At 48.3% G+C, this 24889-nt stretch carries 27 protein-coding genes; 7 read left to right on the top strand and 20 right to left on the bottom strand.

The features are described 5' to 3' along the window. Nucleotides 1–74: 74 nt before the first annotated feature. The gene (locus QUE64_RS03305) at nt 75–701 is read left to right on the top strand and encodes a cysteine dioxygenase family protein (RefSeq protein ID WP_286225906.1); all 627 of its coding nucleotides are present in this window, start codon (nt 75–77) and stop codon (nt 699–701) included. Here the strand turns inward: QUE64_RS03305 and QUE64_RS03300 are convergent. From QUE64_RS03300 to QUE64_RS03285, 4 genes are read right to left on the bottom strand one after another with little or no spacing between them, the layout of a single operon-like run. After that, nucleotides 698–2026, bottom strand: a complete 1329-nt coding sequence (locus QUE64_RS03300) for an NAD(P)/FAD-dependent oxidoreductase (protein WP_286225905.1) — start codon at nt 2024–2026, stop codon at nt 698–700. The genes QUE64_RS03305 and QUE64_RS03300 overlap by 4 nt on opposite strands. 35 nt (nt 2027–2061) lie before the next feature. Continuing rightward, on the bottom strand, nt 2062–2835 hold the full coding sequence (locus QUE64_RS03295; RefSeq protein WP_286225904.1) for a 3-hydroxybutyrate dehydrogenase: 774 nt from the start codon (nt 2833–2835) through the stop codon (nt 2062–2064). Between the two features lie 41 nt (nt 2836–2876). After that, complete coding sequence (locus tag QUE64_RS03290; protein ID WP_286224397.1) at nt 2877–3377, bottom strand: YqaA family protein; 501 nt, start codon at nt 3375–3377, stop codon at nt 2877–2879. Beyond that, entirely contained in the window at nt 3377–4570 is a 1194-nt protein-coding gene (locus tag QUE64_RS03285; RefSeq protein ID WP_286225902.1) for a CaiB/BaiF CoA transferase family protein, read from the bottom strand. Before QUE64_RS03285 ends, QUE64_RS03290 begins: the two co-directional genes overlap by 1 nt. Nucleotides 4571–4645: 75 nt before the next feature. Here QUE64_RS03285 and QUE64_RS03280 point away from each other — a divergent pair, with 75 nt between their 5' ends. The 3 genes from QUE64_RS03280 to QUE64_RS03270 are packed head-to-tail and all read left to right on the top strand — an operon-like array spanning nt 4646 to nt 8093. Continuing rightward, nucleotides 4646–5740 (top strand): choloylglycine hydrolase family protein, encoded by a 1095-nt coding sequence (locus tag QUE64_RS03280; RefSeq protein ID WP_286225900.1) that lies wholly within the window; start codon nt 4646–4648, stop codon nt 5738–5740. A 2-nt stretch (nt 5741–5742) separates the two neighbouring features. Then, nucleotides 5743–6912, top strand: coding sequence for an acyl-CoA dehydrogenase family protein (locus QUE64_RS03275; RefSeq protein WP_286225898.1), 1170 nt, complete (start codon nt 5743–5745; stop codon nt 6910–6912). Nucleotides 6913–6914: 2 nt separating this feature from the next. Next, entirely contained in the window at nt 6915–8093 is a 1179-nt protein-coding gene (locus QUE64_RS03270; RefSeq protein WP_286226156.1) for a CaiB/BaiF CoA transferase family protein, read from the top strand. On the opposite strand, the gene cls is transcribed toward QUE64_RS03270, so the two are convergent. The 4 genes from cls to QUE64_RS03250 are packed head-to-tail and all read right to left on the bottom strand — an operon-like array spanning nt 8090 to nt 11067. Next, nucleotides 8090–9559 (bottom strand): cardiolipin synthase, encoded by a 1470-nt coding sequence (gene cls / locus QUE64_RS03265; protein ID WP_286225896.1) that lies wholly within the window; start codon nt 9557–9559, stop codon nt 8090–8092. The genes QUE64_RS03270 and cls overlap by 4 nt on opposite strands. A 1-nt stretch (nt 9560) precedes the next feature. Beyond that, on the bottom strand, nt 9561–10340 hold the full coding sequence (locus tag QUE64_RS03260) for an endonuclease/exonuclease/phosphatase family protein (RefSeq protein ID WP_286224391.1): 780 nt from the start codon (nt 10338–10340) through the stop codon (nt 9561–9563). Continuing rightward, complete coding sequence (locus QUE64_RS03255) at nt 10306–10509, bottom strand: (2Fe-2S)-binding protein (RefSeq protein ID WP_286225895.1); 204 nt, start codon at nt 10507–10509, stop codon at nt 10306–10308. The genes QUE64_RS03260 and QUE64_RS03255 overlap by 35 nt, the downstream gene beginning before the upstream one ends. Nucleotides 10510–10518: 9 nt before the next feature. Then, nucleotides 10519–11067, bottom strand: a complete 549-nt coding sequence (locus tag QUE64_RS03250) for an LOG family protein (protein ID WP_286225894.1) — start codon at nt 11065–11067, stop codon at nt 10519–10521. Nucleotides 11068–11141: 74 nt separating this feature from the next. On the opposite strand from QUE64_RS03250, the gene QUE64_RS03245 reads away from it, so the two are divergent. From QUE64_RS03245 to QUE64_RS03235, 3 genes are read left to right on the top strand one after another with little or no spacing between them, the layout of a single operon-like run. Beyond that, nucleotides 11142–11837 carry an ABC transporter permease gene (locus QUE64_RS03245; RefSeq protein WP_286225893.1) on the top strand — a complete coding sequence of 232 codons (696 nt, stop codon included), beginning with the start codon at nt 11142–11144 and terminating at the stop codon, nt 11835–11837. Next, the gene (locus tag QUE64_RS03240; RefSeq protein WP_286225892.1) at nt 11830–12519 is read left to right on the top strand and encodes an ATP-binding cassette domain-containing protein; all 690 of its coding nucleotides are present in this window, start codon (nt 11830–11832) and stop codon (nt 12517–12519) included. Before QUE64_RS03245 ends, QUE64_RS03240 begins: the two co-directional genes overlap by 8 nt. Nucleotides 12520–12546: 27 nt before the next feature. After that, nucleotides 12547–13173 (top strand): YbhB/YbcL family Raf kinase inhibitor-like protein, encoded by a 627-nt coding sequence (locus QUE64_RS03235; RefSeq protein ID WP_286225891.1) that lies wholly within the window; start codon nt 12547–12549, stop codon nt 13171–13173. A gap of 47 nt (nt 13174–13220) precedes the next feature. Here QUE64_RS03235 and QUE64_RS03230 read toward each other — a convergent pair whose 3' ends face one another. From QUE64_RS03230 to QUE64_RS03175, 12 genes are all read right to left on the bottom strand, one after another. Further along, entirely contained in the window at nt 13221–13508 is a 288-nt protein-coding gene (locus tag QUE64_RS03230) for a hypothetical protein (protein WP_286224385.1), read from the bottom strand. 5 nt (nt 13509–13513) lie between these two features. Next, nucleotides 13514–14572: a formate dehydrogenase subunit gamma gene (locus tag QUE64_RS03225; RefSeq protein WP_286225889.1), complete on the bottom strand. Its 1059-nt coding sequence runs from the start codon at nt 14570–14572 to the stop codon at nt 13514–13516. Between the two features lie 27 nt (nt 14573–14599). Then, entirely contained in the window at nt 14600–14824 is a 225-nt protein-coding gene (locus QUE64_RS03220; RefSeq protein ID WP_286225888.1) for a hypothetical protein, read from the bottom strand. After that, nucleotides 14821–15471 carry a formate dehydrogenase FDH3 subunit beta gene (gene fdh3B / locus QUE64_RS03215; RefSeq protein ID WP_286224382.1) on the bottom strand — a complete coding sequence of 217 codons (651 nt, stop codon included), beginning with the start codon at nt 15469–15471 and terminating at the stop codon, nt 14821–14823. Before fdh3B ends, QUE64_RS03220 begins: the two co-directional genes overlap by 4 nt. Nucleotides 15472–15499: 28 nt before the next feature. Next, on the bottom strand, nt 15500–18478 hold the full coding sequence (locus tag QUE64_RS03210) for a formate dehydrogenase subunit alpha (RefSeq protein ID WP_286225887.1): 2979 nt from the start codon (nt 18476–18478) through the stop codon (nt 15500–15502). A 54-nt stretch (nt 18479–18532) separates the two neighbouring features. After that, on the bottom strand, nt 18533–18754 hold the full coding sequence (locus tag QUE64_RS03205) for a formate dehydrogenase (RefSeq protein WP_108508114.1): 222 nt from the start codon (nt 18752–18754) through the stop codon (nt 18533–18535). Nucleotides 18755–18896: 142 nt separating this feature from the next. Beyond that, nucleotides 18897–19532 carry a TorD/DmsD family molecular chaperone gene (locus QUE64_RS03200; protein WP_286225886.1) on the bottom strand — a complete coding sequence of 212 codons (636 nt, stop codon included), beginning with the start codon at nt 19530–19532 and terminating at the stop codon, nt 18897–18899. Nucleotides 19533–19541: 9 nt separating this feature from the next. Further along, nucleotides 19542–21635 (bottom strand): 4Fe-4S binding protein, encoded by a 2094-nt coding sequence (locus QUE64_RS03195; RefSeq protein ID WP_286225884.1) that lies wholly within the window; start codon nt 21633–21635, stop codon nt 19542–19544. Nucleotides 21636–21654: 19 nt separating this feature from the next. Continuing rightward, nucleotides 21655–22323, bottom strand: a complete 669-nt coding sequence (locus QUE64_RS03190) for a DUF3306 domain-containing protein (RefSeq protein WP_286224375.1) — start codon at nt 22321–22323, stop codon at nt 21655–21657. Next, the gene (locus QUE64_RS03185; protein ID WP_286224374.1) at nt 22323–22883 is read right to left on the bottom strand and encodes a DUF3305 domain-containing protein; all 561 of its coding nucleotides are present in this window, start codon (nt 22881–22883) and stop codon (nt 22323–22325) included. Before QUE64_RS03185 ends, QUE64_RS03190 begins: the two co-directional genes overlap by 1 nt. A 12-nt stretch (nt 22884–22895) precedes the next feature. Then, nucleotides 22896–23984: an iron-sulfur cluster carrier protein ApbC gene (apbC, locus tag QUE64_RS03180; RefSeq protein ID WP_286224372.1), complete on the bottom strand. Its 1089-nt coding sequence runs from the start codon at nt 23982–23984 to the stop codon at nt 22896–22898. A gap of 89 nt (nt 23985–24073) precedes the next feature. After that, on the bottom strand, nt 24074–24871 hold the full coding sequence (locus tag QUE64_RS03175; RefSeq protein ID WP_286225883.1) for a DUF3047 domain-containing protein: 798 nt from the start codon (nt 24869–24871) through the stop codon (nt 24074–24076). Nucleotides 24872–24889 lie beyond the last annotated feature (18 nt).

Genomic DNA, 24889 nt, shown 5'->3' with positions numbered 1-24889 from the left:
ATACTGGTATTTTAGGGGTCTTTGCCAATCGCTGCTTGCTGGGGAAATCCCCAAAGTATTCATATAATGGATCTATGACAAATCCTGCTGTGACCGATCCAATTGCCCCATTACGGCACTTTGTGACTCAAATGACCCAACTGGTCGGCGAGAGCCAAGTCGAGGATATTGTTCGTCCCAAAGCTAAAGCGCTATTACAAGAGTTAATTAAGACGGATTCTTGGTTACCGGATTTTTGCGCAGTTCCCCACCCTCAGTATTACCAGCAATACTTATTACACGCCGACCCACTGGAGCGATTCTCGGTCGTCAGTTTTGTTTGGGGACCAGGCCAAGCCACTCCAATTCATGATCACATGGTCTGGGGTCTAATTGGCATGCTGCGGGGCTCTGAAAAAGGTCAACGCTACGCCCGCAATGCGGCTGGTCAATTAGAGGCTGTCGGTCATGAAGAAACCTTATTGCCTGGTGATGTGGATGAGGTCAGCCCGAGCATTGGGGATATTCATATTGTGAAGAATGCCTTTGACGACAAACCCTCGATAAGTATCCATGTTTATGGGGGCAATATCGGTGCTGTGAAGCGCCATGTCTACGACCCACAAACAGGTTCTGTCAAAAACTTTGTTTCGGGTTACTCCTCATCGCAGATCCCCAATCTTTGGGATCGCTCTGCTCAAGTTCGTTCCGAACTCAATTAATGTAATTTAACGTGGGGTTCGGTACGGCGCGTTATCATGCGCGCCAAGGTATCAAGACTCACTTTAGCCCAGCCATGCAATGCCAGCTCATGCATTTTGTACAAAGACAAATACATTAGCTTGGCAAAGACGCCTTCGATCATGAGATTGCCACCAATCAGGCCGCCCATCATATTGCCAACGGTGCTGTACTTTCCTAAAGATACTAAAGAACCAAAATCACGGTAGCAGTATGGTTTCAGGGGTTTGTTCTCAAGACGCAATTGGATTTGCTTAAACAAATGAGAGGCTTGTTGATGGGCCGCTTGGGCTCGCGGCGGTACAAAGCCGCCCTGCCCCTCGTTTGCTTCTGGCCAAGGGCAGGCCGCGCAGTCGCCCATGGCAAAGATGTCAGGATCACGCGTCGTTTGTAAGGTCGGCAGCACCACCAGCTGATTAATTCGATTCGTCTCCAAGCCCCCGATGTCTTTGAGAAAATCAGGCGCCTTGACTCCGGCTGCCCACACAATCAATTCAGCGGGCAGACTCGTGTTGTCACTAAATTGAACTTCTTTTGGAAATACCCGCGCCACTTTCTTGTTCGTAATAACCTCAACACCCATCTTTTGCAATAAGGCTTCAGTCGCGTTTGAGAGTCGCGCCGGCAAGGCTGGCAAGATTCGGGGGGCTGCCTCGATCACGCTTACCTTTAAGTCCTTATTAGGGTCTACTCGATCAAGACCGTACGAAACAACTTCGCGCGTGGTGCGATGCAGTTCGGCAGCAAGCTCAACACCAGTTGCCCCTGCGCCAATAATGGCTACGTGCAATTGATCGGGCGAAAGTGGATTACTTTGTGCCTGAGCTCGAATAATCGCATTGAGCATTTGATGATGAAAGTTTTTGGCATCGTCTTGAGACTCTAAACGTAAGGCGTATTCCTCAACGCCGGGAGTCGCAAAGTCATTGCTGAGGCTTCCAATACTCATGACGAGAACGTCATAAGGAATAGAGCGTTGTGGGGTAATTTCGGTACCCAGGTGATCCTTATATGGCGCAACAATCACCTCTTTGCGCTCGCGATCCAAACCGATCATCTCACCAATGCGATAGGTAAAGTGATGCCAGTGGGCTTGCGCAATGTAATCAACTTCATGGTCGCCCAAATCCATACTGCCAGCGGCAATCTCATGGAGTTTTGGTTTCCAAATATGGGTGCGATTTTTATCAATCAAGGTAATAGAGTAACGACCGGGCTTTCCTTTGCGAGGACCAAATCGATCGCCTAGACGGGTTGCTAGCTCCAACCCTCCTGCCCCACCACCTACGATGACAATGCGTTGCATGACGAAGTTCTTCTTATTTTGATTGGAGTGATTAATTATTGCGCCGTCCAGCCGCCATCCATATTCCAGGCAACACCACGGACTTCGGATGCATCCGGTCCACACAGAAATACGGCTAATGCAGCGAGTTGCTCTGGTTTCACAAATTCACCCGAAGGCTGCTTCTCGGAGACTAATGCTAATTTAGCTGCATCATTGGAAATATTCTCACGCTGGGCGCGTGCATCCACTTGCTTTTGAACGAGGGGGGTTAACACCCAACCCGGGCAAATGGCATTGCAAGTAATCCCGGTACGGGCAGTCTCAAGCGCAACCACCTTAGTTAAGCCTACGATGCCATGCTTTGCCGCTACGTATGCTGCTTTTTGAATAGAAGCCACAAGACCATGAACGGAGGCAATATTAATAATGCGACCCCAATTACGTTCTTTCATTCCCGGTAGTGCTAAACGCGTTGCATGAAATGCCGAACTTAAGTTGATCGCAATCACCGCGTCCCAGCGCTCTGCTGGAAAATCTTCCACACTGGCGACATGCTGAATCCCCGCATTATTAATGAGCACATCAATTGCACTAAAGCGTTTTTCGGTAGCAGCAATCATTTGTGCAATCTCATCGGGCTTACTCATGTCGGCGCCGTGATAATCCACTTCCACTCCGTAGGCCTTGACCTCGGCAATTGCCGCATCCTTATCACCAAAGCCATTCATCATCACATTGGCGCCTTGGGCGGCCATGGCCTTAGCCATCGCCAGTCCAATACCACTCGTTGAGCCCGTCACTAAGGCGGTTTTACCCTTTAGAAGCATTCCAAAAAACCCTCGTTTGAACCAATAAGACAACTATCTTCTCATAGACCTATGAGTCGGCCTAATTCTTGCCAAAAGGACTTGGGTATCGAGGTTAGCAGCCATGTGAGAGTGATGTACCGCAGTAGCTTACCAACCGCCATGTAAATCATGCACGGTAACCATTGCAGACGCAACCAACCTGCTACCAAACACAAAGGGTCACCAATGATTGGTAACCACGAGAGTAACAACATTGGTGGCCCTCGTTTTTCTAGCCAGGCTTGGGCGCGTGAATGGGTCTCTCCTCGCAATGACTCATAGGTATTTCGTGCGAGTAAACCCAGCCACCAATTAATCATGCCGCCCAGGGTATTGCCCAGGGTTGCCACACCAATTGCCAACCAATAATCCTCAGGATTTAAGCTGACGTATGCAAACAAAACGGGTTCTGAGCCCATCGGTATCAGCGTGGCGGATACTGCTGCCACAATGAATACCGCCGGTAGACCCACGGTGGGCATACCAAACCAATCCATCATGGAATGAATGAGGGCTTCCATTAATGCAGAACGCCAGCGTCTTTCAAAGTCTGAATCTGTTCAACCGTAAATCCGTGCTTCATGAGAACCGATTCAGTATGTTCGCCAAGTGTCGGTGCGCGATGTCGAATTTGCCCAGGATTTTGGGAGAGCTTCGGAATGATGCCTGGCATCTCGACGTTCAGACCCTCGGCACTCTCAATGGTTTCAATCACACCGCGCGCACGGTAGTGCGGATCCTCCGCAATATCTTTCGCGCTATAGATACGTCCAGCAGGAACAGCAATACCCTGTAGAGCAGCCAGAATCTCTTCAAGGGTTCGTTGGCTCGTCCATTGCCCAATTGCTTCATCAATGGCGTCAGCACGTTTAGCCCGCCCATCGTTACGCGCCAATTCAGGATCGTTGCCTAAATCGTTACGACTGATCAGATCCATCAATCGCTTAAATAATGAATCCCCATTGGCGGCAATTAATACGTATTGGCCATCAATACAAGGATAGGCATTTGATGGGGCAATGCCTGGCAATGCCCCTCCTGCTGGTTGACGGATTGCACCAAAGACGTGGTACTCCGGCAAGAGGCTCTCGGTCAGATTAAACACTGCTTCGTAAAGCGCCACATCAATCATCTGCCCTTGACCACCTCGAGCATCACGTTCATAGAGTGCCAGCAAAACACCCAAGGCGCCATGCAAGCCAGCAATCGTGTCACCGAGTGATAAGCCCGCGCGCGCAGGCACCTGCCCGGGGTGTCCAGTTAAATATCGTAATCCAGCCGTTGCTTCCGCAATAGCGGCAAAGCCAGGCTCATCGCGACGCGGTCCATCTTGTCCGTAGCCAGAAACACGCAACATGATCAAGCTCGGATTAAGCGCATGCAATGCATCCCAACCCATGCCCCATTTCTCCATCGTGCCGGGCCGAAAGTTTTCAATCAGAACATCCGCCTCTTGGGCTAAACGTCGCACGATATCCTGACCCTCGGGTTGGCGCAAGTCAATGCAAATCGATTGCTTATTACGAGACTGCGCTTGCCACCAGACCGAGGTTCCCTCATGCAGCATACGCCATTTGCGCAATGGATCGCCATCCCCGGGCGACTCGACTTTAATAATCTCCGCCCCGAAGTCCGCCAAGGTCTTCGCTGCGAAGGGGCCCGCAATTAATTGGCCAAGCTCTAGGACACGAATACCGGAGAGGATTTGTTGCATGGCAATTAGCCCCATCAATCAAGAAAGTATCTAGATTAAACTACAAGATTCCGAATCTTGAGTTGGAGAGTCACAATGAAACAATGGTTGGTTGGTCTTACGCTACTTAGTTTTTTTCACAGCTCGTTTGCTTGTACTGCGGTCAATATTCAGGCCAAAGATGGCACGGTCATTGCTGGTCGCACCATGGAGTGGGCCTTTGATATGAAATGGACCATCAACAGCCTCCCACAAGGAACTAAATTTCGTACCACGGCTCCCGATAATCTCAAGTTACCTCCAATCCAGTTCATTACCAAATACGCTGTTCTCGGAATCTCCCCAGGAATCTTGCCGGGCGCACCTGCTCTGCTTGAGGGTCAAAATAGCGCCGGCTTAGGGATGAGTGGCAACTTCCTTCCTGGCTTTACTGAATATCAAACCGTTACCCCTAAAGATTTGGACTATGTCTCGATTCTAGATTTTGGTACGCTTGCTTTGGGCATGTTTGCTAATGTCGCTGAATTACGCAAAGAGATTCCACGCTTCAAAGTTTGGTATGACTCAAGCCTTCCCTCAGGCCCAACTCCCCCCTGGTTACATTTTGTGTTTACTGATCGCACAGGTGCCAGCATCGTAATCGAGTTCGTCAAAGGTCAAATGCGTATCCACGAAAATGTCGCAAACGTATTAACGAACTCCCCAACCTACGATTGGCACATTACCAATGCTCGAAATTACATTAACCTAACCAATTTTGCTCGCAGCGCGGTTACGGTGAATGGCCAAAATGTTACAGAGCTTGGTCAAGGTGGTGGGCTGATAGGCTTGCCTGCGGATTACACCCCGCCCTCACGATTTATTCGGGCTGCGTACTTACGCCAACTTGCTGCACCACCAAACAACCGCGCTGAGAGCGTGCAACTCACTGGTCATATTTTGAATAATGTCGATATTCCAATTGGTGTAGCTGCCTCAAAGGACGGTGATAAAGTGGTTTCCGATTACACCCAATGGGTCAACATTAAGGATCTCAATAACCAGCAATGGCATATCTCCAACTATGCAAATCGCACTAGTTATGTCACCTTAGATCTCAAAAAGATTTTTGAGAGTAATAAATCTGGTGCTTGGCCAGTAGATCAGCTCCCTTATCAAACCATCGACATCACTAATAAACTACTGAATTAATCATGGCATTAAGTATTCCAAAACCAGACCAATATCAGGAAATGCGCGAAGCGCTTCGCGATCTTTGCTCACATTATGACTCTGCCTATTGGCAAAAAGTGGATCACGAGCGCGGCTATCCTGAAGCATTTGTGAAGGCGATGACCGATGCAGGTTGGTTAGCAGCATTAATCCCGGAAGAATATGGTGGCTCGGGCCTTGGACTTGCTGAGGCCTCCGTCATCATGGAAGAAATCAATCTCTCCGGAGGCAATGCTGGCTCGTGTCATGGTCAGATGTACAACATGGGCACCTTGCTACGTCACGGCTCAGAGCAACAGAAGCAACAATATTTGCCAAAGATTGCCTCGGGTGAATGGCGACTGCAAAGTATGGCGGTGACTGAGCCTACTACTGGAACCGATACGACTAAGCTAAAGACTACTGCGACCAAAAAAGGGGATCGCTACATCATCAATGGTCAGAAAGTTTGGATCTCGCGCATTCAGCATTCGGATTTAATGATCTTGTTAGCGCGTACCACTCCCCTCTCGGAGGTCAAGAAAAAGTCGGAAGGTATGTCCATCTTCATCGTCAATCTCCATGAGGCAATCGGTAAAGGAATGGAAGTGCGTCCCATCGCCAACATGGTCAATCACGAAACCAATGAGGTCTTCTTTGATCAGTTAGAGATTCCAGCCGAGAACTTGATCGGCACCGAAGGTCAGGGCTTCAAATATATTTTGGACGGCTTAAATGCTGAGCGCACACTCATTGCTGCAGAGTGCATTGGTGATGCCTATTGGTTTATCGATCGCGCACGCCGCTACGCTACTGAGCGTGTGGTCTTTGATCGCCCCATTGGCATGAACCAAGGTATTCAGTTTCCGATTGCCGATAGTTATATTGAGACCGAGGCAGCGAACTTGATGCGCTTTAAAGCCTGCGAGCTATTTGATCGACAAGAGCCCTGTGGGGCTGAGTCGAATATGGCGAAGTATTTAGCAGCCAAGGCATCCTGGGAAGCCGCCAATGTTTGCTTACAAACGCATGGGGGCTTTGGCTTTGCTTGTGAATACGATGTCGAACGTAAGTTTAGAGAAACCCGACTCTATCAAGTTGCTCCGATTTCGACTAATTTGATCTACTCCTATGTGGCCGAGCACTTGCTTGGCTTACCACGCTCATTCTAGTGATGCGGCCCTTAGACGGTATTACTGTCGTTGCACTCGAGCATGTCATCGCGGCGCCTTTTGCTACTCGTCAGCTAGCGGATCTTGGTGCCCGCGTCATCAAGATTGAGCGGCCTGGTGCCGGTGACTTTGCGCGCAACTACGATCAACGCGCCAAAGGGATGTCCTCGCATTTCACCTGGGTGAATCGCTCCAAAGAAAGTTTGACTCTCGATCTCAAACACGAGCCTGCGCTTACTATCCTGCGTCAATTACTAGAGACTGCCGATGTGTTTGTCCAAAACCTTGCGCCGGGCGCAGCAGCCCGGATGGGCCTTACTGCCCAAGCATTACAAGCAAGCAATCCCAAATTAATTTATTGCAATCTCTCTGGCTATGGTGAGAATGGGCCGTATCGGGATAAAAAAGCGTATGACCTACTGATTCAGAGTGAAGCGGGACTCTTATCCATCACTGGAACACCTGAGACCCCTAGCAAGGTTGGTATTTCCATTGCAGATATTGCAGCAGGTATGTATACCTATACCAATATCTTGGCAGCGCTTCTCCAGCGACAAAAGACGGGCAAAGGGTCAGTGATCGATATTTCCATGCTAGAAGCGCTTGGAGAGTGGATGGGCTACCCGATGTATTACAGTATGGATGGCGCCTCTCCGCCACCGCGCACCGGTGCTTCGCATGCCACTATCTTTCCCTACGGTCCTTATTTGGCCGGCGATGGCAAAACGATTATGTTGGGTCTTCAGAATGAGCGCGAGTGGGCTTTGTTTTGCGAGAAAGTACTCTTGCAGCCTGAGCTTGCGACCGATCCCCGCTTTGATAAAAACTTCAAGCGCAATGAAAACCGTGTGGAACTCAATGCCATTATCTTGAAGATCTTCTCTGCAATGACGAGCGAACAGGTTTTAGCCAAACTCGAGGAGGCTCAGATTGCCAATGCCTCCCTAAATGATATGCATCAGTTTTGGGATCACCCACAATTGCGTGCGCGTGGACGCTGGCATTCGGTGGAATCTCCCAATGGCTCAATCCCCGCCCTATTACCTCCAGGCATCAATACTGCCTATGAGTATCGAATGGACAAAATACCGGGGGTCGGTGAACACACTGAGGCAATCCTAAAAGAACTCGGGCACTCTGCAGAATCGATCCAGCAGCTAAAACAAGCCGGAGCGATTTAAAGCAAGGGCGATGCTAGGTGCGCTGTGTTCTCCAACAGTCTTCGCCACCGTGGGCGGCGTTCCCACCCAATTCGATTAATGATCTGTGAGCGTTTAAGATAACTGGTAGTTAACTGTTTAAGTTGAGTGCAGAAGGTTTGGTCGTACACAATGAGGCTGATTTCGAAATTAAGACGTAAGCTGCGCTGATCGAAGTTGACCGATCCAAAAATAGCAATCCGCTCATCAATTAAAAGGCTCTTCGTGTGTAATAAGCCTCCTTTAAACTCAGCGATCTCAACACCCGCACCTAGTAGAGTGCTGTAAAAACTCCGACTACTCCAAGCAACCAAAGTTGAATCATTCAAGCGCGGTACGATTAGCTTCACCTTCACTCCACGGTGAGCGGCTGCCATTAACGCCTGGACCAGACCCTCATCCGGAACAAAGTACGGGGTGGTAATCACGAGCTCCTGGCGCGCATCGAGTACCGCAGAGAGCAAGACCTGATAAAGAATATCGTCTCGATAAACTGGTCCAGACGAGAACTCCTGAGCTAAAGCGTTACCAGCCGGCTTTTTATTGAGACCATCGCGATCACTAAAGTGCATTACCCTTGGGTTATCAACACTCCAATCGTATGAAAAGGTGAGCTCAAACTGGGATACCACGGGTCCCTGAATACGAACCATGGCATCGACCCACTCCCCCACTCCAGAGTCCTGTTTAAAGGTTCGGGGATCAACCAAGTTCATACTTCCAGTCCATGCTGTCTCACCATCAATGATGAATATCTTGCGGTGTAAACGCAGATCGGCGCGCCGGAACTGAAAACGGCCAAACTGAATTGGTAGAGCTTCGGTCACCTCAATCTTGGCATTTGCAAAGCGCTTTGGCCAAGCAGATTTAAACCAGCTAGAACTTCCCAAAGAATCAAGCAAAACACGGCACTTCACTCCGCGCTTGGAAGCTGCAATCAGGGCCTCGCCCACTCGGTCAGCATCACCACCCAGCGACCAAATATAAAACTCCATATGAATGGATTTTTGGGCACGATTGATCTCATCAATGAAGTGCTGCAGGATCTCCAGCGAGTTGGTAAACAGTTCGATCTGGTTACCAGCGGCTACTGGTGTACCGTTCTTGGCCTGCGCAAGTAGGCTAATCGCATGCGCATCCTGATGCAAAAGGGCGCGGTCGGGCTCATGCAACTGACGCATTGCCTTACTAATTTTGGCGTACTCCTTTTCCATGCGAATGATCTTGCTTGTCAGCGTTCGGCCAACGGGTCGCTCACCAATGGTCAAATAAAGAATCAGGCCAATAATTGGGAAGGAAACGATAATCAATAGCCACGAGACTGCTACCCCCACTGGGCGTCGAACCCAGATGATCCGCAGGAAAAATAAGATCGCAATCACGACATGCAGGATCACAAACCACGGGACGTGATAGCCAAAAATGGTGCCGGTGAACAGGTGCATCATATTAGTGACCTAACTCTGCATATACAGCTAAATGATCTGATAATTTTGACCATTCGGTTAATACCTGCGCCTTCTGAATCTTTAAGCCACGCACATAAATACGATCCATCGCTAACATCGGCTTCGCACTTGGGAAGGTTTTAGCCGGGGCACCATACAAACTCTCAAACGCATCCACAAAGCCAGCCTCACCCATCGGCTCACTCGCAGAATTACGCCAATCATTAAAGTCACCCGCAATAATACTGGGCTCATGCTTTGATAGAGTCTCAATGTGCTGCAAGATGGTATCGACTTGGCGCTCACGTCCACGTTGCAATAAGGCCAGGTGTACACAAAAGCAATGGATGGGCGGGCCCTCTGCTAATTGAATAATAGAGTGCAAGAGACCGCGACGCTCAAACCGATAGGCTGAAATATCGTAGTTATCTCCTTTATGCAATGGAAATTTGGAAAGAATGGCATTGCCGTGATGACCATGTCGATACTCGGCATTTTTACCGTAATGCCAATCTGCATAAAATCCATCAGCCAGAAAATGGGTGATTTCTTGCTTCGGCCAGGTGGATAAACGTTTCTGTCGACGGATGTTCTCTTGTTGTAGCTCTTGAATAAAGATTAAATCCGGATGCTGTGACCTTAAACGCTGTCGCAAGCGATAAACAGTCGAGTCAATTTTTAGGGGTGACATCCCTTTATGCATATTAATCGTGACCACCCGCAAACCTGAGGCGGGCTGGATTGCACTAGGATGAATGTTGCTGGCGTCGAATGCGCGCATGATAAATTTCAGTTTGAACGAGCTCTTCGCATTGCATGCACTTATTACAAATTGATGCCTCTTGGCGCAACTCCTCGATGGAGTTAATTTCATGGGTTGCCAAATACTCTCGTAAATCCTCGTCCCAAATTTGATTACATAAACAAATGACATCCGCCATGGCATTCATGATACTGAATTACCGCGCCTTCAATTGAAGAAATGCAATTGCCTCAGGAATTGTCTTCACTACCGTGATATCGCTGAAATGACGCTCGATTAAAAAGCCATCATCGAACTGTTGTTGAGTAAATTGAAGCAGCAAGTCATAAAAACCATTTAGATTCACAATCAGGATTGGCTTGCTATACGCCTTGACATGATTACCAGTCCACACCTCAAACAATTCCTCGATCGTACCAATACCGCCTGGTAGAACCACAAAAACATCGGAGAGCTCAATCATCATCTCTTTGCGGGCAACCATACTTTCTACGACGTAAAGCTCCGCCAAATTTTCAATCACAGCCTCTGCCTCAGTCAAAAAACTGGGGATAATGCCAATTACATTGCCATGGGATGCCAAAGCACCTCGGGCCAGATCACCCATTAGACCTCCCCCGCCACCCCCAAAGACGAGTCGCCAGCCATGCTTAGCAATTTCAGAGCCCAATTGGCTACTGGCAGTCGACCAGCTCGGATTAGAACCGGGTCGAGATCCACAAAAGACACAAACAGTAATTGACATCACACCATTGTGCCACCGAGACTTAGGGAGCATTGATTGTTAGAATCCAATGATCCTTTTAATGATTCTCGCTCATGAGCTCCACCTTTCTTGATGCCGTTGCACTGCTAGCCCATCTCGATGCGGCAATTGTGCGCATTGTCATCACCTCTTTGCAGGTGAGTATCACGGCCCTGATATTGGGGACCTTGGTGGGCTTGCCGCTTGGGGCTTGGCTAGCCACCGAAGAGTTTGCGGGTAAGCGCGTTGCAATCGTGATCCTGAATAGCATGATGGGGATACCGACAGTGATTGTGGGCGTTTTGGTGTACTTGATTCTGTCAAGAAGCGGTCCTTTTGGCGAGTGGGGCTGGTTATTTACGGTCAAGGGAATGATCGTGGCTCAGTTTTTTATCACCACCCCTTTAATTGCAGCACTTAGCCGCCAATTACTAGAAGATTCTTGGAAAATCCATCGCGACCCCTTCATGGCTCTGCGTCTACCCTACTTTGCTCGTCTTAAGTGGCTCATTTGGGATTGTCGTTTCTCACTCACGATCGCCATTCTGGCTGGTTTTGCCCGGGCGATCTCAGAAGTCGGGGCAGTAATGATTGTGGGCGGCAATATTGATCGGGTAACGCGTACCATGACCACCGCGATTGCACTAGAAACCAGCAAAGGCGATCTTGCGTTTGCCTTGTCTTTGGGAATTGTCCTTCTTGGTATTGTGATATTGGCAAATATATTCATATTTGTCGTTCGACAAGTTGCGGAGCGACGTTATGGATAAATTGCTTAGCCTACATAATGTTGAGGTCATCCGTGATGGGCGCATTATTTTGCAATCTGGCGATCTTCAAGTTCCCCTAGCAGGTATTACTGCCCTGATTGGTCCCAATGGCGCTGGGAAAACAACCTTATTACGCTTAATCCATGGCCTAATTGAGCCATCGCAGGGTCAATGCCAACGCCCCTTCACGTCCGATGAGAGTGCACTGGTGTTTCATTACACCCCCATGCTCAAAGCCACGGTTAGAGAGCACCTTAGCTTGTTAAGGGATACCCATCGAACCATTAGCGATCAAGCAATTGATGAGGCCTTGCAATCTGTTGGAATTTCGCATTTAGCCAATAATCCCGCTCAACGCCTTTCTGCTGGGGAACGCCAAAAGCTTTGCTTTGCCCAAGCTCGCTTACAAAACCCCAAATTAGTCCTTCTCGATGAGCCCACCGCTAATCTAGATCCCAATGCCAGTGATGATGTCGAGCAGATGATTGCTGAGCTTGCCAGAGATGGGAAGGTGGTTTTATTTGCCTCTCACAATATGGCCCAGGTGAAGCGCCTAGCGTCCAATCTCATCTTCATGCAAGACGGCAAAATCCTAGAAATTACCCACCCCGATGCCTTCTTTAAAAACCCTCAGACCAAAGAGGGTTCCCAGTTTCTTGCTCGCGAATTTATTGCACAATAAGTCAATTATTCAATATTAGGAGACCCTATGCGACTCACCAGTTCAAGCTTTCAAGATGGTGCAGTGATTCCAGGACAGTATGCGTTTTGCATTCCTAATGATCGGGGACATGTATGTCTTGGGTCAAATCACAATCCCCATTTGCGGTGGGAGGATATTCCCGCTGGCACACAATCGTTTACTTTGATTTGCCATGATCCAGATGTTCCCTCCAAGCCGGATGACGTCAATCAAGAAGGTAAAACGGTACCCGCATCCCTACCCCGCATTGATTTCTTTCACTGGGTCATGGTCGATATTCCCAAGACGATCACTGAGATCCCAGCAGGTCACTACTCAACCGAAGTGGTGCCCCGAGGTAAACCCGGCCCTGGAACACACCACGGCGCCTTACACGGGATCAATGATTACACCGCGTGGTTCTCAGGTGACGCTGAAATGAAGGGCAATTATTTTGGTTACGATGGCCCTTGCCCGCCATGGAATGACAGCATTTGGCATCACTATATTTTTACGGTCTATGCCCTCGATACGCCATCGCTTGGTTTGGGTTCCACCTTTGATGGCAAAACTGCATTAGCAGCCTTACAGCGTCATATTTTGGCTAGCGCACAGATCACTGGACGATACACCCTCAATCCCGCTGTCAAATAAAAAATCCCCAAGGGTCGCCTTGGGGATTCCTATTAAGAAATATTGAGTTATTTTTTAGCAGGTGCGGGCGCTGGTGCGACTGAGGCTGTTGCAGGAGGTACAAATGGGGGTGGCGCAACACAAGGGGCAGGATTGGGCGTACCTGCTGTTTTATATTTCATCGCAATGGCATTTATGGATTGGCAAAGCTGATAGCTGGCAACGGTTCCTGCATAAGCAGTTTTTGCTTTAGCAAGAGCTGCTGCCTCGGCTTGCTGTGGGGTTGGGGGTGGTAATGCAGCTAGGGCGACGGTTGATCCAATTAAACAGACAGAACCAACAAGCAAACGTTTCATGTGAATTACCCCTTTCCTAATTTTTTATACCAAAGCTCATGGTGCTCTTTAGCCCAAGTCTCATCGCAATACCCTGTTTTCATGGCATCGATTGAGCCTTGCATACCAATCGTACCGATGTAGATATGCCCGAGCGCAAGGGCAGTCATCAAAATCGCTCCCACACCATGGATGATGTTGGCAATCTGCATGGTGCCACGCCAGTATTCAATCTGAATAAATGGGACGATCATATCGAGCACCCATCCAGATGCGGATACTGCGGAGCCTAAAATCACCATTCCAACCCAAAACCAGAACTTCTCACCGAAGTTAAAAAATCCAGCAGGGATATGTTTGCCTGAGATCAAACCACCAAATCCAAGCGCCCAGGCCATATCGCCCTTCTCAGGAAGGTTTCTGCGGACAAAGAGAATAAAGAACACTACGATACTGACAGTGAATGCGGGGCCCACAAAGTTATGCACATTTTTGCAAACCAATAAGAAGGTTCCGAAGAATGCTGGCCCTGTTAATGGTAATAAGAAATATTTACCCCATAAGATCATGATGCCGGTAAAGGCAAGTGCCACAAAGGTAAACGCCATGGTCCAATGGGTAATTCGCTCTAACAAGGTAAAGCGCTGGATTTTACGTCCGGACATCGGCTCATGTAGCTTGATAGTTCCCTTGAAGATATACATCGCGACTACGCCACAGAGTGCAAGGGTTAAAAGCCAGGCTCCATAAACAGTAATTACGCCATTACGAATTAAACGCCACTCTTGCCCGGTCTTTTGGATCAATACACCATTTTCAGCTCCTGGCAAGGAGGTGTAATGCACCTCGTCGCTATTCACCATTCTCCAGATTGGTGCATTGTTTCCTGGTTGATTTTTACCCGCCTCAATGGCAGCTTGAGTAGTTGCATTCGAGGACCGTCCAACATCCAGAATATTGACTGACTCAACCTTCTGAGGAGTCGGCGACTGGGCGGTTCCTTGTTGAGCAATACTTAGAGAGCTGATAGCAAGACCTGCTGCCAACAGGATAGATCGTATTACAGAGCCAAATGATGCATTCATCGGATCATCTCCAAATTATTCTAATTTTTATTTGATTCTGCTGTACTCAGACTGAAACTGATTCCGCTTCGTAATCTCAGCATTCCAGCTCGCCTGATCACCTGGTTTCCAACCTTTCGCCATAAACCCATTATCAGCACCCATGTAAGGAGCCATATCGGGTCGCTTAGACGCTGAGGTACCCACATTCGCCTCGTTACAGCCAGCCAATAAAGCGGTTACAACTAAGGCGCTCGTTATGGCGAGTTTCATGATTTACCTCCAGCGGCTGGTTTAGCAGCGGGTGCGGGAGCATTGGGTTTGCCGTAAGCAGTTGCCCAACCAAATACATCGGCTCCAGCATTCTTACCAGCAGCCATCCGCTTGACCACACGGGTTCGGAACACATCGGCAATTACATCGCCATCGCCACCAATCAATGCTTTAGTTGAGCAAAGCTCAGCGCAAAGTGGTAATTTGCCTTCAGCCAAACGATTACGGCCATACTTCTCGAACTCAGCGACGCTACCGTTCTTTTCGGGACCACCGCTGCAGAAGGTGCACTTATCCATCTTGCCACGCAAACCAAATACGCCAGAGCTTGGGAACTGAGGTGCGCCAAATGGACAGGCATATGAACAATAGCCGCATCCAATGCAGGTGTCCTTGTTATGAAGTACCACGCCCTCATCGGTACGATAGAAGCAATCGACTGGGCAAACAGCCATACATGGTGCGTCTGCACAATGCATACATGCTACTGAGATGGATTTTTCAGCGCCAACGACACCATCATTAATGGTAACTACCCTTCGGCGATTAACGCCCCAAGGTACCTCATTCTCGTTCTTACATGCTGTAACGCAACCGTTGCATTCAATACACCGTTCTGCGTCGCAGATAAATTTCATTCTTGCCATAGTTAATCTCCTGACTTTGCGGTGTTAGTTAAGCAGCCTTTTCGATCTGACAGATCGTGGTCTTGGTCTCTTGCATCATGGTGACGCGGTCATATCCATAAGTAGTGCCGGTATTAACGGCCTCACCACGAACAATCGGATAGGCTCCTTTTGGATAAAAATCGAGCAGATCTTTTCCTTCCCACCATCCCGAAAAATGGAAAGGCACAAAGGCAGTATCTGGGGCTACGCGTTCGGTTACTAATGCGCGCACCTTGATCTTGGCACCCGTTGGTGATTTCACCCAAACAAAGTCCCAATTTTTGATACCTCGCCGGGCTGCTGCACTCGGATTAATCTCCACAAAGTTCTCTTGCTGTAACTCAGCAAGCCATGGGTTTGATCGAGTCTCTTCACCGCCACCCTCGTATTCCACTAAGCGACCCGAGGTCAAAATGATGGGGAACTTTTCATAAAGCTTGTCTTCAATTGCTTTGTTCTGAACTGTCTTAAACAAAGTCGGTAGGCGCCAGAAGGTCTTCACATCATCATGGGTTGGGTACTTCGCGACCATGTCTGGACGAGTGCTATAGAGCGCTTCGCGGTGAATTGGAATTGGATCAGGAAAGTTCCAAACCACTGCACGGGCCTTGGCATTGCCAAATGGATGGCAGCCATGGTTTTTCATGGTGACGCGGATGATTCCACCAGAAAGGTCAGTCTTCCAGTTCTTTCCTTCGGCAGCTTTTTTCTCATCCTCGGTGAGCTCATTCCACCAACCTAACTTCTTCAAGAAAACATGGTCTACCTCTGGGTATCCAGTTTTGATGTCAGCACCCTTCGAGAACGAACCATCAGCAGCCAAGAGTGACTTACCATCCTTCTCAACACCAAAGTTGGCTCGGAAATTACCACCACCATCCATCACGTGCTTACTGGTGTCATACAGGTTAGGTGAACCAGGGTGTTTGAGCGCGGCATTACCAAAGCATGGCCATGGCAATCCAAAATAATCACCGGCTGTGTCATAACCAGTAACTGGATCTTTGCCACCACGTGAGCGCAGTGTTTTCGGGTCAAACACGCTCATCATGCGCATATGTGCCTTCAAACGCTCTGGGGTATGGCCGGTGTAACCAATCGTCCAAACGGCCTGATTAATTTCGCGCAAGATCGACTCAACTTCGGGCTCTTTCCAGTTCTTACCAGCGAACTTAGAATCTAACATCTTGAAGTTCTTCGAGAGCTCTTTACCAAAGCCTAAGCGGTCAGCAAAAGCTTGCATCAGAACATGATCAGGAACAGACTCGAAGAGCGGATCGATCACCTTCTCGCGCCACTGCACTGAACGATTCGATGCAGTTGCGGAACCTGCGCACTCAAACTGAGTTGTAGTTGGTAGCAAATACACCGCGCGGTTTTTATTAACCGTCCCACCAGGAGCAGGTGGCATCGCTGCCATTGCAGCCGTTGCGCTTGGATAGGGATCGACCACTACCAGAAGGTCTAATTTATCCATGGCGCGCTTCATATCCAAGCCACGGGTTTGGGAGTTTGGTGCATGGCCCCAGAAGAACACGCCTTTCACTGCGGTGGCTTGATCAACCATGTCATCTTTTTCAAGGACGGCGTCAATCCATCGAGAAACGGTAGTACCCGACTTCTCCATCATGTCAGGGGCATAGCGACCCTTAATCCACTCATAGTCAACACCCCATACAGCAGCGTAGTGTTTCCACGAACCAGCGGCAAGGCCATAGTAGCCTGGTAAAGAATCTGGGTTTGGACCAACATCGGTTGCGCCCTGAACATTATCGTGGCCACGGAAGATGTTGGCGCCACCACCGGACACGCCAATATTACCGAGCGCTAATTGCAAGATGCAAGAAGCGCGAACCATGGCGTTACCAACGGTGTGCTGCGTTTGCCCCATACACCAAACAATCGTTCCTGGACGATTCTTAACCATGGTTTCTGCAACTCGCTTAACTTGCGCCTCTGGAACTCCGCAAGCCTCTTCGACGTTAGCTGGTGTCCACTTTTCCATGACCTCTTTGCGAATGTCGTCCATACCAAAGACACGGTCGTTGATGTACTTCTTGTCCTCCCAACCATTTTGGAAGATGTGATACAGCACACCAAAGAGGAATGGGATGTCTGTACCAGAACGAATCCGCACATATTGATCCGATTTTGCAGCGGTTCGGGTATAGCGTGGATCGACTACGATGACTTTACAGCCATTCTCTTTCGCGTGCAGCATATGCAACATGGAAACAGGGTGCGCCTCAGCAGCATTCGAGCCGATATATAACGCCGCCTTCGAGTTCATCATGTCGTTGTAGCTATTGGTCATTGCACCATAACCCCAGGTATTTGCTACACCTGCAACAGTGGTCGAGTGGCAAATACGCGCCTGGTGGTCGGTATTATTGGTACCGTAGAACGACACAAACTTACGAAGCAAATAGGCTTGCTCGTTGTTGTACTTGGATGAGCCAATAAAGAAGATGGAGTCTGGCGTGTACTTTGAACGCAGATCTTTCATCTTGGCGGTAATCTCATCAAGCGCCTGATCCCAAGAAATTTTCTGGTATTTGCCATCCACTAACTTCATGGGGGTGCGCAAACGATAGTCGCCATGCCCATGCTCACGTAATGCAGCGCCCTTTGCGCATGCGCCACCCATATTGATTGGCGATTCAAAGACGGGATCTTGACGAACCCAAACCCCATTTTCAACGGTTGCATCAAACGAGCACCCCACTGAGCAATGGGTACAAACTGTGCGCTTCACTTCAATCTTGCCTTTGCCATCAAGCATCGCTTTGGTCTCAGCTGCATTCGCTTTTTGGAGCATATTTAATTGAGTAGCGGCAATACCAGCACCAACACCAATACCGGAACGTTTTAAGAACGTACGGCGGTCCATAGTCGGAACTGCTGAACGCAATCCGCGGGATAGGCTACCAATCAGTTGGGAAGGAACCCGGCTAGAGGTTGAGGTTGATTTGCGAGTTAGGCTCATGATGAGACTCCTGCGATAAGCAATAAATAATTTTGTTCAATAAAAAACGCTCGATTAAACGAGCGTTGTTTGGTAATACTTCTTAATGTGAGCGGTCAGATGATAGCCATCAGGCTTACTGGTGACTGCCTCAGCAACATCCTGAACAATCGCCTGACCAAGCGGTGTTTGAGAAGCAACAGCAGCCGCACCAACAGTGACTCCCGCGCCAATGAAAAATTTACGACGCGATGGTTTGGATTTTTCTTGAGCGTCTACAACTTTTTTGCTGTCCATAAATATTCCTTTACACGAATATAGTTGATGCATATCAACACTTTGAGTTTAGAAGAATTGAAATATTTATGTAAGTTTTTGCATGTTTTAGACGCTAGGATTTACCCTTAAATGCAAAAACTATGGTGTCAATTGAATTTGACTAAACCATATCAAAACCTTGACCCTCAATCGCCAAAAACTCTCGGGTCAGCGCCGAGACGGCTTTGTACAAATGGGTTTCCGGATCAGCATCGATTGCATCGCACAATTCGTCATACCAAGGGCGAATATGATCGTTGAAAAATATTCGCTGATTAGTCAAATTCGCTACCTCCACATCCTCCCCCGCGATGAGGTAACGCATGACCTCAAATAAGGCTGCAATATGATCCTCGGTTTCGGCAACTGAATCAGAGGCCTCCAGCCCAAATTGCAAAAGTGAGCGCCTAATGTCTAGGAGCGGCTTTTCATGCAAATGCCCAGCGAGATAGTAGGAGCCATATAAAAACACATTGGGTTTGCCGACTCCCAAAAAACTACTGTCGTATTCGGCCTTCCAATCCGATGCCTTACTATGCTTGGCTGCCTCAACCAAGTCGGTCCAAACACTTGCCAATGGTGCCTGATTATCAGGGTTATCTGCATTTCCAGATGCGCTTATTTGATCGAGCAATACTTGGTCTGGCGGCTGAAAAAATAAGTTTGCGAGCAGGCCATACAAATCGGCACGTGCCAAGTCTTCAGCTAAGCCCTCTTGGCTAAGTTCTGGTGTCTGGGGAATATTTGCTTCGCTCATGAATGTTGTTCACAGTTCTTTTTTCATCATATCCACGACACGGCAATCGCTACACATTTTCAGGCGATTCAAAGCCTCACCTGAGAAAGCGTGATGGGTGCCAATTCGACCAAGCATCAACTCGACCATCTTCAGGGTGCCAAATGCCTTGCCACAGCTGATGCAATGGAATGGCTCGGTTTTATTGAGTAAAACCTTTTGCTTGCGCTGCTCAATCGAACTCAAGCGGGGGCTTAAAGTGATTGCGTTTTCAGGGCAGGTTTGCTCACATAGTCCGCACTGCACGCACTGTTTTTCGATAAATGAGAGCTGTGGCTCATCGGGATTATCCAATAAAGCGCCCTCAGGGCATGCCCCCACACAGGACATGCAAAGCGTGCACGCCTCTTTATTGACCGCAATTGCCCCTAAGGGTGAGTGGGCTGGCAGTGGAACACCCTCGGCGGGGAGCGCCTGTGGAGCAAATTCCAATAAATGCTCCAAACTCATTTCAAGGGTCTCGCGCTTTTGCATCGCCAAAGCAAAGCTTGCCGGAGGTGCCATTAATTTTTGGGCTTTACGATTAAGTAACTCAGCCATGACCTGATTAACTGCATTGATATCCGAACTTGAGGAAGCCATGATGCAGCGTACACGTTGGCCATAGCCTAATGCTTGTGAAATTGAATTGGCCAAGTCAGCCTGCTCGGTAAGCGCACTTCGGTATCCAGGGTCTTCGTCACCACTCAGTAGCAAAACAACCTCACCGAAACCATACGACATTGCACCAAACCACAAATCAATTCCGGTTGAAGCAATATGTTCAACAGCAAATGGAATCACAAATGCAGGCAGCCCAACAATTTCTTTTGGTTTCGTGCGGGCAGCTCGCCCAAGATTTTCTAAAAGCGTGGTGCCAGCTTGTTGGCTATGTATCAATAAGCTTGGCGCATTATGACCAGGCTTCGAGCTAGCAATGCCACTCAAGTAGGTTTGTGCCAGTGTTTTGATCTGCCGCCCCTGATACGCGACGCTCGGAAAGTTATAACGCATCGCACCTGATGGACAAACCGTCGCACAAGCGCCGCATCCCATACAGAGGTTTGGATTGACTTCTACCTTACCCTGTCCATCCTTAAATACTGACTGAATTGCTTTTGTTGAACACACATCAATACATGCGGAGCAACCGACCTTGCCATTACGTCCATGGGCACAAATTTTTTCGGTATAGACAAAATATTTTGGCTTCTCAAACTCACCAACCATTCCAAGCAATTGACTGGCTGCCAAGGATTGCTCGAATCGATCTACGCCAGGCGCAAAATATCCCTGAGGTTTTTGACTAATTTGAATACTAGGATTCGTTTGCAGATCAAGAATCAGATCAAACTCGCCCTCACGAGAACGTTCTGCTCGCTCAAAATTAATTGCGCCGATGCCAGCACACGCAGTGACGCAGGCACGGTGGGATTTGCATTTATCCAAATCAATTTGAAACGACAAATCGATCGCATTTTCAGGGCATACAGCAACACATGCCCCGCATCGCGTACACATCTCTGGATCAATGGGATTAGTAAGCTCCCATTTGGCGATAAAGCGCCCTAGATAACCTTCGAGACTTGTAATCTTTCCAGTAAATACTGGGTAGCTTCGCCCAGTGGGCAACGGGCTGGGCTCCGTTAACAAGACACTCACTTCCAATGACTGACCAAGGCGCTGCGCCCAATAGATGGCTTGATCTCCAGGTCCGATGATCAGTACGCGTCCATCGCTGTGATAGTCAACAATCGGAACCGCATCGGGCTCAGGCAAATCGGTTACTGAAAGTAAAGCCTTGATCTTTGGGTGTGATTCCTTCGCATCCTTAGACCATCCAGCCATCTCACGAATGTTGACAAATTGAAGGGGTGCAATCAGAGGTTTTTCTGCCTGACTCGCAAGTTCAGTAAACAAAGCACGCTCTTGCGTACAAGCGACCACAATCGGCTCAGACTCATTTAGAGCATTTAGAAACTGTCCCACCTCTTGGCGGCATAAGGATGTATGAATGGGCATGCCCATTTCTTTTGGGTCAAGAGGCATACTGCGATTGCAATCGCAGACTAATTTTTTACTCATTTTGTTTTAAAGCTTCGCGCTAAGACCCTGAAGTATCGGAATCGCGTTTTGCCTGTCTCTCTCCACTAGGTTTCTCATCAACTACTTTTGGGTTTAATGAATCTGATTCTATATCGATTGGCTGAGCAGCGTCCTGGTTATCCATGGGAGCTGGTTGTGATGATTGCTCAATTTGCGTATGTTCCTTGGCCGATGTTTGAATTGCATCCGCTTGATCCAAGGCGTCTTGCTTACTATCGGGATAGAGCTCCTCGGTCGATTTGAAGATACCCAAGAGCTCAGATTGCTGCATGCGTTTGAGCATATCCAGTGGAATTGGATCGGGTTTTGAGTAATCATCAATATAAATATCCAAACCATCCATCACATTAAAGTGCGGATCGCTGAACATTTTCTTAAGAGCGGCCTGCTGTACGACAGGATCGACATCGGGACGCATAAAGGCCGAGAAATCAGGTGATTTCACATCAATTTTTTCAACATCCTCAATGGTTGGAGTCGGGGGCTGCTGCGCCTGATCTGGGGCAAAAATTTCTTTTTTTTCTTCATTACTTACTTCATCATTTACTTCTTTTAATAGCGTATCGGGTGCTTTAGTAACGGGAGCAGTCGATGGCGCTGGAGCGGCCTCTTCTGCAAGCCCAGCTTTTTTTCGAGACCAGCGAGATAAAAAATTATCTTCGGCCATTAAGGCTCCGCTGGGCGGTTGGCGCCTTTAAAGGAGGCTGGCTTCGCACGTTTTTTGGGCTCCGGTTTGTAATTCTCTGCAACGTATTGGGCTAAGAATACTTTCATCTCGTCTTGCAGTGGGCTTGTATCGACCTGCTCCCCCCCATCAATCAATCGGGCTGCCTCGTTGTAGCTCAACATTAATCGATGAGGTATTGCAAGCCCCGCCCCATCATCATTACTTACCATCGGAATTGAATTTGGCTCTAAATAAGACTCGAAATCAGTCTCAAGACGCCACATCACAAACCAACATGGATCAGGTGAGGTGGAATTTAAATAGTAGCCTTCAGCCTCATCCCGAAAGAACTGGAAGTCAAATCCTGCGAATACCCAAGACTCGCCATCATCATCCCGCTCTAGAAGTCGTCCAACCACCTTAGGGTTAATGGGTGTACCCGCCTGTTCTAAAGAATTACCAAACTGCCCAATATCAGGAACAACCTGAAGTAAACACCAACGATAGTTTTGCCATGGATTATCAATCTTTTGCTTTCGAATGACGATGGCAAAACGCATAGCATTGATCCGTTAGGTCTTTTGCACCACAATGCTGGGGAACTTACTGGTCATGTCTTTGCTAAGGTTGGCAATGCGAATGGCGACTTGACGCGCAATCCCTTTATAGATCGAGCTAATTGCGCCATCAGGATCTGCGACCACCGTGGGTCTTCCAGAGTCTGCCTGTTCACGAATCGAGAGATTGAGTGGGAGAGCACCAAGAAAGTCAACGCCATAGTCTTGGCACATTTTCTTGCCACCGCCCTCACCAAATATATGCTCTTCGTGATTGCACTTGGGGCACACATACGTGCTCATATTCTCAATAATGCCGATGATAGGAATTCCGACTTTCTCAAACATCTTGAGCCCTTTACGAGCATCAAGTAGAGCGATATCTTGAGGTGTGGTGACAATCACGGATCCGGTGACCGGAACCTTTTGTGAAAGTGTTAACTGAATGTCACCAGTTCCTGGTGGCATATCCACAATCAGATAATCTAGGTCACGCCAACGTGTTTGGCGTAATAGCTGCTCTAAGGCCGAGGTCACCATGGGGCCTCGCCACACCATGGGGTTATCGGGCTCAATCAAAAATCCAATTGAACTGGCTTGCAAGCCATGTCCTTCCATCGGCTCAATCGTATTCTCGGCTAGCGACTCGGGGCGCCCAGTGATGCCCAGCATCATGGGCTGACTGGGGCCATAGATATCCGCATCCAAGATTCCGACTTGAGCGCCCTCAGCAGCTAATGCCAAGGCTAGATTCACTGCGGTGGTTGATTTTCCAACACCGCCCTTACCGCTGGCGACTGCAATAATATTTTTTACACCAGGGAGTAACTTGACTCCACGTTGCACAGCGTGCGCGACAATATCGGTGGTAATCGCCACGCTGACATTTTTTACCCCAGGAAGTTCTCGAATGGCACTGACCACTAATTGACGAATCAGATCAATTTGGCTTTTAGCTGGATAACCCAAAACAATATCGAGAGAAACATCTCCATCATTGACTTTGAGATTACGAACTGATTTTGAGCTCACAAAATCAATTTGTGTATTTGGATCCTTTACCCCTTTGAGGGCTTGTTGAACCTGTTCCGTACTAACCGACAATTTTGTCTCCTTAAAGCGTTTCTAATGCAAGAAATATATCTTTTAAAGTGATCATAACGGGAACTAAAGGAAATTTCCCAAGCCAGTGATTAATTGGGCTTGTAGTTCTTATATTTCAGCTCAATATCCCCATAATAGGCTTTGGTTTCAGAGTTAGTATTGTCTGTATCCGTCAAGAGTGCAATTCCAATCAAATTCCCTGGTGCGTAACCATAAGCCGCTTCATAGTCAGCGGTTAGGTCTCTGCTGTGCTTACGCCATTGTCCGAGGTTTTCTTTACCGGCATCGACTGCAATCATCTTGATCCGATTCGTATGTGAATTTGGCTTGATTTGATTGAGCTGACCATTAGGTGACCAGATATACATGAGTGTGGCATATGGCATTTCTTGTCCACTCATGATCTGCGCAAGCTCACCGACCATTTTGTCTTTCAAAGTTAACTTTGATCGATCGCCATCAAATGCAACTAGGATTCGCAATGGCGCATCATCCGCATATCGATCTAAATTATTTGCTTTATCTAAAGTACCGGTGGCTTTCCATTCCCACTCTAGCCAAAGATGTTGCGATGGCCGAGGTTTGAGTTTTACCGCCAACCCTGAGGCTGATTTTTTTGCATTCGCACTGAGCACTGTTCGACCCTGGTAGTTCTCAAGGCGATAAGCAGTATTTTTCTTATAGGGTGCCAAGCGATAAAAGCTCCATCCTCTAAGGGGTTCATTCGCAGGTTGTGCTGAAAACTTCTTGATATCTTCACGAGCCACCAAGGGGTCGAGCTTATCTGCACTGGACTGACTAGAGTCAGTACCAAACCCGGCGCAACCTTGAAGCAGATAGCCAAGAAGAAGATACAAAGGGATTAGAGCAGTATGCCTACGCATCATGCAATGCATTATCGTAGA

This window comes from Polynucleobacter sp. HIN7 (genome assembly GCF_030297595.1).
In the GTDB taxonomy this organism is placed as follows: Bacteria; Pseudomonadota; Gammaproteobacteria; order Burkholderiales; family Burkholderiaceae; genus Polynucleobacter.
Note: the sequence above shows the minus strand (reverse complement) of the source record. Positions and strands in the feature narration are given on the sequence as shown.